The sequence below is a fragment of the Acinetobacter sp. LMB-5 genome (assembly GCF_001541635.1).
Taxonomy (GTDB): domain Bacteria; phylum Pseudomonadota; class Gammaproteobacteria; order Pseudomonadales; family Moraxellaceae; genus Acinetobacter; species Acinetobacter pittii.
Map to the genome: position 1 here is coordinate 1 of NZ_LRDR01000021.1, position 8,443 is coordinate 8,443.

Annotated in this window: 9 protein-coding genes; 5 read left to right on the plus strand and 4 right to left on the minus strand. The window is 43.6% G+C overall.

From position 1 onward, the window contains the following. Nucleotides 1-458 precede the first annotated feature (458 nt). From AW165_RS18195 to AW165_RS19695, 3 genes are read right to left on the minus strand one after another with little or no spacing between them, the layout of a single operon-like run. Nucleotides 459-851: a hypothetical protein gene (locus tag AW165_RS18195; protein ID WP_060466658.1), complete on the minus strand. Its 393-nt coding sequence runs from the start codon at nucleotides 849-851 to the stop codon at nucleotides 459-461. Nucleotides 852-861: 10 nt separating this feature from the next. Beyond that, nucleotides 862-1,086 (minus strand): hypothetical protein, encoded by a 225-nt coding sequence (locus AW165_RS18200; protein WP_060466659.1) that lies wholly within the window; start codon nucleotides 1,084-1,086, stop codon nucleotides 862-864. Next, nucleotides 1,083-1,220, minus strand: a complete 138-nt coding sequence (locus AW165_RS19695) for a hypothetical protein (RefSeq protein WP_155859649.1) — start codon at nucleotides 1,218-1,220, stop codon at nucleotides 1,083-1,085. The genes AW165_RS18200 and AW165_RS19695 overlap by 4 nt, the downstream gene beginning before the upstream one ends. 118 nt (nucleotides 1,221-1,338) lie before the next feature. On the opposite strand from AW165_RS19695, the gene AW165_RS20205 reads away from it, so the two are divergent. The 5 genes from AW165_RS20205 to AW165_RS18220 all read left to right on the plus strand — a co-directional run bounded on the left by AW165_RS20205 (nucleotide 1,339) and on the right by AW165_RS18220 (nucleotide 5,079). Continuing rightward, nucleotides 1,339-1,503: a hypothetical protein gene (locus tag AW165_RS20205; RefSeq protein WP_228138764.1), complete on the plus strand. Its 165-nt coding sequence runs from the start codon at nucleotides 1,339-1,341 to the stop codon at nucleotides 1,501-1,503. Nucleotide 1,504: 1 nt separating this feature from the next. Next, the gene (locus AW165_RS20310; protein ID WP_060466660.1) at nucleotides 1,505-1,735 is read left to right on the plus strand and encodes a DUF4160 domain-containing protein; all 231 of its coding nucleotides are present in this window, start codon (nucleotides 1,505-1,507) and stop codon (nucleotides 1,733-1,735) included. Continuing rightward, a complete protein-coding gene (locus AW165_RS18210; RefSeq protein WP_060466661.1) occupies nucleotides 1,728-1,970 on the plus strand; it encodes a DUF2442 domain-containing protein in 243 nt (80 codons plus the stop codon). Before AW165_RS20310 ends, AW165_RS18210 begins: the two co-directional genes overlap by 8 nt. A gap of 315 nt (nucleotides 1,971-2,285) precedes the next feature. Beyond that, nucleotides 2,286-2,873, plus strand: a complete 588-nt coding sequence (locus AW165_RS18215) for a hypothetical protein (RefSeq protein WP_060466662.1) — start codon at nucleotides 2,286-2,288, stop codon at nucleotides 2,871-2,873. A gap of 175 nt (nucleotides 2,874-3,048) precedes the next feature. Beyond that, nucleotides 3,049-5,079: a DUF927 domain-containing protein gene (locus AW165_RS18220; RefSeq protein ID WP_060466663.1), complete on the plus strand. Its 2,031-nt coding sequence runs from the start codon at nucleotides 3,049-3,051 to the stop codon at nucleotides 5,077-5,079. Between the two features lie 1,516 nt (nucleotides 5,080-6,595). On the opposite strand, the gene AW165_RS18230 is transcribed toward AW165_RS18220, so the two are convergent. Beyond that, nucleotides 6,596-8,344 carry a protelomerase family protein gene (locus tag AW165_RS18230; protein ID WP_060466665.1) on the minus strand — a complete coding sequence of 583 codons (1,749 nt, stop codon included), beginning with the start codon at nucleotides 8,342-8,344 and terminating at the stop codon, nucleotides 6,596-6,598. Nucleotides 8,345-8,443: the final 99 nt, after the last annotated feature.

Sequence of the window (8,443 nt, forward strand, 5' to 3'; positions counted from 1 at the left end):
AATGATATATATTTATGTCACGTGATAATTTGTGGCGCATACATCCATGTCACCCTACATGACTTGACACAATAAATCAGAGAAAAGGCTTTAAACAGGCGAAAATCCACCAGCAAAACACCCCAGAAGGCAAGCAAAAAACAGGGTGACACAGGGTGTAAAAAAGTAAGATTTTCGTGACTACAGGGTGACACAGTGCAAAACTTGATATGTATACGCAATTGCACCTTGCTTAATAATCAGTGTGTTACGCTGTCTTTAAGGGGGTTAAATTACGGGATAAGCAGTTATAAGGTAAGACGCGTTCATAATGCTATATGCTTGCATGTAGATTATGAGCGTGTCAGACAAGCGCAGCGCGTCAGAAATGGCTAAATGTATAGGTAGGTATTGCGAGCAATGAAAAAGCCACTAGCATGTGCTGGTGGCTTCTTTGCGGTTACGGTCTTCGATTGGTTTTATCGTTCACAGATAAGTTCAGAACGAAACGAATTAACAATGTCGTCTAACTGGCGTGTAGCCTCACCAGAGGACTGGAAATCTACATTAAAGGAGCTATAGCAGTTATTAAAAAACAGGCTATTCTTGACTCGTTTAACGCCAGTTATCTGGTCACGAGAGACAAGCGCGTGACCATAATCTAGCACCACTTGATTGTTATAGTTCATGAACCCCTTTAACTCCTCAAATAGCGCCTTGGCTTGCTCTACATAAACGCAATCAATCAAGGTGGGGTTAGTGCCCTCATAGATGCAAATAACCGCCTTACGCATCGACACAGCGTAAACGCTATCAGCAAGCATTAATTGGTTATCGGTAAGCAGCATATTGCTTTCAATTCTTAATTTCATGGTCAGCACCTTATTGATTGTGGTTCATTGACTGGCTGGTGGTTTTGGATTGCTCAATGGCTTTTAACATGTCTTGAGGAAAGGATAGAGCAAGGCTTATATCAGAACCTCCAAGCGCGTCTAAATGGTCACAGGTTCCTATAAGGTAGGTCAGAACTTCAAGGGTGACTTTGCAGGATTCGACTAATGAGTTATCGGTGGTGAAATGGTCTTTAATCGCTTTATCGGTGATCATGATTTTGCCCCCTCTAATTGAGGGTAACGCGCTGCATCGAGAGATTCTACAAGGCGAGAAAACTCGCTCCATGTCATAGCGTGTAGGGTGATTTGCTTCACACCGTAATTCTGGCGTATCATTTGAGCGTTCATTGACTGGCTCCTAGGTTAGTGAGTGGACATAGCCCCTTTGTGTGTGTGATGGCTTGCAAAGGGGTTTTATTTTGCCTACAATGTAGGGACAGAAGTAAATTAACGTAGGGACAATGCAATGTCAACAAAAAACCACCCGTTACAAATTAGGCTTAATGACGACTTACGTAAAAGACTACAAAAAGCGGCTGACAAAAAAGGCTTGCCTTTGTCCACATGGATCAAGATGGTGTGCAAAGAAGAAGCTGACCGCCTTTGTGAAAGTAACCACAAGGCTGCATAACATGCCATTGATCGAGTTATGGAGGGGGATAAAATTTAAAATGTACTTCCAAGACCACAACCCTCCACACTTTCACGCCATGTATCAAGGCGATGAAGCCAGCTTTTCGATTAAAGATTGTGAGTGTTTGAGTGGTCGTCTACCCCCTAAAGTGCACAAGCTAATACTGGAGTGGTGGAAGACAAACAAAGACCGCCTACACAGTGAATGGGAGCAATTAAGTAATGGTTAAAGTAACAGAGTGCGTATACATCAAGGAACTGCTCTATTATATCGAGCTGTCAAACAATACTAGCGGTCTAGTAAACTTCGCCCCACTGGCGGAAAAGTTCGATGAATTTAAGCAAGTGCTTAATGAAGATAAAGGCGAACAATACTATCTGGATGGTTATTCTATCGAGTGGTACAACGGTGCTGATATAGCCCCTGAATGGCTTGAAAGTCAATTAGCACAAAAGGCTGCATAAATGACCAGCGTGGATAGGGTGCTTTTTGAACTAGACAGCAAGGTTAATGCATTGAACAGCAGAATGCAGGTAACAGAACGGCTCTCGTGGGGCGTTCTACTAGGCGTTATCGCCTTGGTTATCAAAGCTTACTTTGTGGTTTAAAGTGAGTAACAAGATAGCCAGAAAAGACAAAGCCCCACTCAATGAGCAGGGCTTCTAGTGTATTCTTGATGTAATAGGAATGCTTCTAATCAAACCCATATCAAAGAACGCTTGGCAGTGTTCATTTTGATTAGAAGCGCTCCGAAAGTCAAATTTAAGGAATGAATCAAAGTGAAAAAAAACGAGGATTTACCCATCAATCAAAGGGCATGGCATCAAAATTCAGTTTGCTATGTGGATGCCTATGGTTATGACCACCCTGTTACGTATATGACGCTATTTGGTAAGTCTATCCAAGAATATGATGCTTATCAGTTTTTCGAGTTCGACGATAGAGACTACTTCCTTAGAGCCTTTCACAAGGTTTTAGTCACTGCCTTGAAAGTAAAGCAAGCCTACCAAGCAAAACAGAATGCAGCCACCAGCACGCTGTCAAGGCTGCGATTGCTTCAATCTGGCTTCTATGTCCCAGAGGCAAATTATCCCGAACTATCAAACCGCATACTAGGTGCAAACTTGGTGATCATCTTGCGAGGGCTATCGCCTATCGAACGCAAGCGCGAGATGAAAGACATAAACAGCCAGACAGCCAATATAAACGGCTTCGAGTCAATGGCTATACCTCCACTATTCACCCTGATTTCAATCTGGCTTGAAACGCTATTCAAAAGCCATTTAGACCACCATATAACGCTATGGAATGACAGGCGACTGCGTGGCGTCCCCATATGCTCTAATCGCTTCCTGAACTTCACCTAATCATTAGAACCGGTATTAACAATGGTTCACCAGTTATTTAGCTGGTGGATAGGTTTTCTAATGTTCAAAGGTGGCTATATGAAGCGCACAAATAACACATACCAGGATTGTTTTACTCCCTATCTGGTGGGGCTACTTCGTATAGCTCGCCAGCACACACATGTGGGGGGGCAACATGAGCGATAACGCAATCCCTATCGAGTCAGCCCGTAGTAATGACAAGCCAAAACACCAGCTTGCTGACCAGTGGCTAGACGCTCACGAGGTCAAGTTAGGCATACCACCAGCCAAGCCGTGGAGTGAACTATCACAAACGGTTAGAACAAAGGTGATAGCTGAACTCGATAAACGTTTAAAAGAGCTTGAGAAAGCGAATAAAGCCTCAAGCAAAAACGCAAGGTTAGAGCATGTAGAGAAGATGCTTGAAGAGCCGAAACTCACGCGAGAGGTGGAGTCATTCATCAATCGAGTGATCGCAAGCTTGCCTCAAGATTACGAGTACAACCGACAAGCGCAGCGAGTGAACCACATTGAATGGAAGATGCTAGCGGATGGTATGGAAAAGAAAATTGAAACCCCCGTATGCAGTGCATTAGCGGTTACAGCTATTACCTACAGCGAAGATGAACGCGAGGGGGGCTTGCTGGTGGAATGGGTGACTCGTGGCGGTAAAGTGGCTAAGTGGTCTTATCCTCAATCAATCCTTGCTCAAGACTTCAAGGCAATAGCGGAGTCATTGCAGCGTCAGCGCATTCCGTTCTTACCTCATGATGCTACAGGTAAACGCCTGTTCATGGAGCTACTGCAAAACTCTATACCTGAAAAGCAAGTGCTCCACACGGAGAAAACAGGCTGGACTACGGGCGGTTCGTTCGTGTTCCCTGATTACGTCTTAGGGAGTGAGGAAGTCGTTTTTCAAGCCACATCCTCACACCACCAGCCACCAGTAGTTAAAGGGTCAATCAAAGACTGGAATGACAAGATAGGCAAATACTGCAAAAACAACCCCACACTAGTGTTAGGGGTAGGCGTTGCCTTGTCTTCTCCTCTTATTGGTCTTATTGGTCTTAACGGGTCAGTGTTTCACCTGATAGGTGAAAGCTCGAAAGGTAAGACTCTATCCGTAGGCGTTAACTGTTCAGTATTTGGCATGACTAAAGGGTCATGGAAAGGAACGGATAACGCTAAGGAAAGTGAGTTTGAATCGAGAAACCATATAGGCACTACCTTAGACGAACTAGGACAAGCCACCGTTAAAGATGCCTTTCAGACTACCTACATGCTAGGGAACGGTCAGGGCAGGCAGCGAGCGAACAAGGACGGCTCGCCCCAGCGCATACGCAAATTTAACCTTAACGCGCTATCGACGGGTGAACTATCACTAGACGACTATTTAGGTAAGGCTGATTTACTCCTTACTGGTGGCTTAGGTGTTCGCTTTATTCAAGGCGTTTCTGACTGTTTTAAATATGGGTGTTTTGATGAACTACACGGATTCAGTTCACCAGAAGAGTTTGCTCAATACATTGAGACGGTGACAGGCATTGCAGGCGATAACTACTCGCCTCAAAGCTCAGGGGCTTTAGGGATGGAGTACATCAAGCATTTAGCCGATAGCGTAGGCGGTAACATCGAGAAGATAGCAGCCATTAAGAAACGCATAGGGCAACATGCGGATGCATTAACCCCCGATGGTTCAGATAGCCAAATTAAGCGCATGGCCAAAAACATAAGCGCGGTGATCGTCTCCCTAGAAATTGCCATTAAAGCCGGACTGATTGAATGGGATGTGCAAGAGCCATTCAATCAGGTGTCGCGCTGGTGGCATGAATGCGTTCTCCCTACTCGTGGCGGTAACAAGTCCACGGAAAAAGAGAAAGCAATACAGGCGGTCAAAGACTTCCTTGACCTTAAAGGTCACTTGCACTTCGCAAGGCTAGGGCTTGGTGACAATGAGAAACCTATGGACATTCAGCGTGAGCAATACGGATTTGTAGAAACGCTGAACGGGGTTACTACGTACTATGTGAATGGTGCAGGCTTCAAAAAGATGTGCGTAGGCTTCGACACAAAGAAAACTGCCAAAGCATTGTATGAAGCTGACTTACTCGTGACTACCGAATCCATGCTCAAAAAGGATAGTTATCAATGTCAGAAGAAAGTCAACGGAAAGAATAGTAACTACTACATAATCAATATTGCATAGAAAAATTACTACTCTTACTACCTTTTAGCGCGTACTTACTACGCGCTTTTTTTTTGCATATCAATTAGTTACATCAGTAGTAGTAAGGGTAGTAATGGTAGTAAGAAGAATAAACGGTTTTATCTGCACATAAAAAAATTTTGCATGTTTTACTGACATTCACACAAAAATAAAAATTTACACGGGAATATAAAAACATCCTTACTACTCTTACTACTCTTACTACCTAACAAATAAATATATATATAAACAATAACTTAAACTATAAAACAAGGTAGTAAGTTAATGCAAAAAGGTAGTAAGTGGTAGTAAGTCGCTTTAAGTCCTCCAGCAAAGCACACGGACAAAAGCTCACGCTGTGCGTTCCGGTGACCTGTCAGGGGCAAGCCCCCGACACCCCCGTCTAGCAGGAAAGGGAATGGCGCAATCGAATCAACACCGTCTTAGGCTAACCGCGCCCCCTCCGCTACGTGCCACGGTTAAACTTCATCAGGGGCTTGGTGCTTCCGTCGTCGCTTCGCAACTCCTCCTATCCCTTCGGGATGTTAGACCCGTATTCGCGTTAGGTTGGGCGATTCTCGCAATCGTCCGGCTCGCTGTGAGGTTTTAAAGTGTTGCTTGTGTGGTTTGTCTTTTAGATGTGCTAAAAGCGCTTAGAGGGGCTTACATGGCGTTCTATGTTATTTGATTTAAATCAATTTCGTTTCACGGAAACAAAAAAGCCACCAGCACGAGCTAGTGGCTTTTGATGTGCCTTGGTGGGCGGTTAGCTATTGGTTGGTTTAATCTTGCATAGTACAACCCATTGATGCAGTTTAAACGCAGGAAACATGCAATCCATGACTACCGCCTTTCGGGTGGTAGCTCCACTTTTACAGATGCTTCTCAATGGAAGTAACTTAACTGTAGATTTCATAATTAGACCTCGAATATAGCCACTCGCTAACCGTCGATATAGATACTTGTTCGTTTACGCTAGAGTCGAACTTTTCATTCCACTGGTTTTTGATGAATGAAATGTCAATGGGTGATAGCTGCATCTCTGATGCGCTGTTTATCAGGTCGATAAGCTCCAAGCCTGAAATTGAAGTGAAACCGCGACTAGCAAAGAAAGATGAAATTTCCCTCGCTCCGGTAGGGTGTAAAATTTCGCACCCCTCGTGCACCTTGATAGTTCTCATGACTCCCCCTTATCGCATTTGGGCTAATGTCCATAAGGTGGTTATCTCCAGCTACCGATGAACGTCTATGTTTTTGGGATTTAATGTACTGGTGCACTTTAAATAGTCTTTCGCATTTGGTGCATTAAGTGCACTTTTGAGGTGGTTTTAAGTGCGTTTAAAGGCGGTTTTTAACGGTGCACTTTAGGCATACTAAAAATGCACCACAAACAAAACGCTATGCGGTGCATCCCAGTAAATCTCACTTAATCCCAGTAAATCTCACTTAAAATTAGGCGCAGTATACATTTTAACCACATGTAAACCTTTCTTATTTGTTTGTGGTTTACCTTGGTTTATTCGTCTGAATCGTCGAGTTCATCCGTCCATTCATCATCCAGTTCCCAGTCCGTTTCCATTTCGTCTGCATCGTAAACACTGAAGGAGTCATATGAGTATTCGCTTGCGTTCTCGGCTGCGTTATCTAGTGCTGTTTGCCATTGATCATCTGTTGCCCCCTCTTTGAGCTGAACCTCTACCATTTCGCGCTTGGTGAACGTGTAAACCGTGGTTACTTCTATGCGTTTGGTGATCATCTTCTTGGTGGATTTCTTGACCTCTTTGACGACTAGGCGCGGTTCGTGCGCTTGTGCGTCTCTGATTAAGCCAAGCAAGGCGGTTAGTGCGGTTCTGTTACCTCCGAATTGATTACGCAGGAAGCTGGTATCTATATTTTGTTCACCATTCTTTGTCAGCCACTCCACCAGCATAGGAACCACGCGCGCCATTGTTCCGTTCTCTTGTACTACCTTGTTTTTTAGTAGGGGGCGGATTAGGTCTTGTTGGGGTACGAACTCCAGTTCATCCGCTGCTTTTTTTGCTTTCTTGATGTTATAGGCGGTTAGCACCTCCGCATCAGTCAGGCGGAACTGGAGATAGTTAAGCGTTTCATTATGGTCTGTGTGCAATAGCGTGTTTTTGAAATACTCGATTTCTTGTACTGGCTCCTTGCTCGCCTTTTTCATGTTTGCACAATAGATTGCATACGATAAGCGGGCGTATATTGCGCGAGTGTCTTTGAATGTCCATTTGATGTGCTTATCCTCTGGAATGCCCCTGTTGAACTCCGAGTTAATACGCTCATTCAATCGACCGGACACAAGACCATTTAGGCGCCTAGCCAGCTCCGCCTCATGTAGTTTCTCTCGCTTTAATCGTCGAACTGTAGGCGCGATGAAGTCACTATCCCTTAACTTATTTAATGCCTCAAGGAATAACTCTGGCTCTATGATTACAGGTATTTTAAAGGTTTCAGTTGCCTTTACTTTTGACTTTCGCATCCCTGTAAAGGTCAACCTTGTATCATTGAATTTATCTAACTGAGCAAAGTGCAGAACCTCCGCGCAACGACGACCACAAGCCATAGCGCAAGCAATAGCTAAATTCTCTGGCTTATCGGTCTTAATAAGACGGTAAATTGTCTCTATCATATCTAGCCCCGAAAATTTGCGCGGTCTCTTTTGGTACTTGGCTTTGCGGTCGCTTTCACGGTGGTTCATATCGCGCTTTTCTTTCTTGGTGCGCGATAGCTCAACGTACAAAATATGTTCAATACTTAACGTGGATAATTTTTCTATTAGTGTTTTTAGTTCGTTTACTGTTGCTTCACGCTTCGACTTTTTCAGTGAGGCTTTTAGAGATTTCACTAATTCATTTCTAGCTTTATCAGCCTGTTTGTAGGTGCTAGTTTTTAATTTTTCTAAGCTATCCTTTCTTTTTGGATACTCGTCAATTAGTGCTTCAATATTGGATTCGAAATCATAATCAAACAATCCTGCTTCTTCTAAGTCACGGCGTAAGCGTGTTAAATATCTATTATGAGTCGTCGCTGTTACGTGCTCGTCTTTTGGCTCATGATACTTATCAACCTCCTTTACTGGCTTAGTGTCAGCCACTTTAACCCATAAGTTCGATACGGCTTGAATTGCTACCTTTTGCATTCGTTCATTTTTCTTTGACGTTGACATTTTGAACGCACCAATTCGGTGGTACTCCTTAACCACCCATGCCAATATATTAGAATAACCTAAAGGACACTTACTCATAGCTAACACCTCCAAGGTGACAAAAAACTAAAACAATAACTACACATACTATAAGTGACATATACGTATATGTCAATGCGAGAGTGACCTAATATTAAA

Bases quoted from the DNA above. Each gene is read 5' to 3' on its own strand.
- AW165_RS20310 (WP_060466660.1), top strand. From the start codon at position 1,505: ATGCCATTGATCGAGTTATGGAGGGGGATAAAATTTAAAATGTACTTC.
- AW165_RS18195 (WP_060466658.1), bottom strand. From the start codon at position 851: ATGAAATTAAGAATTGAAAGCAATATGCTGCTTACCGATAACCAATTA.
- AW165_RS18230 (WP_060466665.1), bottom strand. From the start codon at position 8,344: ATGAGTAAGTGTCCTTTAGGTTATTCTAATATATTGGCATGGGTGGTT.
- AW165_RS20205 (WP_228138764.1), top strand. From the start codon at position 1,339: ATGTCAACAAAAAACCACCCGTTACAAATTAGGCTTAATGACGACTTA.
- AW165_RS18220 (WP_060466663.1), top strand. From the start codon at position 3,049: ATGAGCGATAACGCAATCCCTATCGAGTCAGCCCGTAGTAATGACAAG.
- AW165_RS18200 (WP_060466659.1), bottom strand. From the start codon at position 1,086: ATGATCACCGATAAAGCGATTAAAGACCATTTCACCACCGATAACTCA.
- AW165_RS18210 (WP_060466661.1), top strand. From the start codon at position 1,728: ATGGTTAAAGTAACAGAGTGCGTATACATCAAGGAACTGCTCTATTAT.
- AW165_RS19695 (WP_155859649.1), bottom strand. From the start codon at position 1,220: ATGAACGCTCAAATGATACGCCAGAATTACGGTGTGAAGCAAATCACC.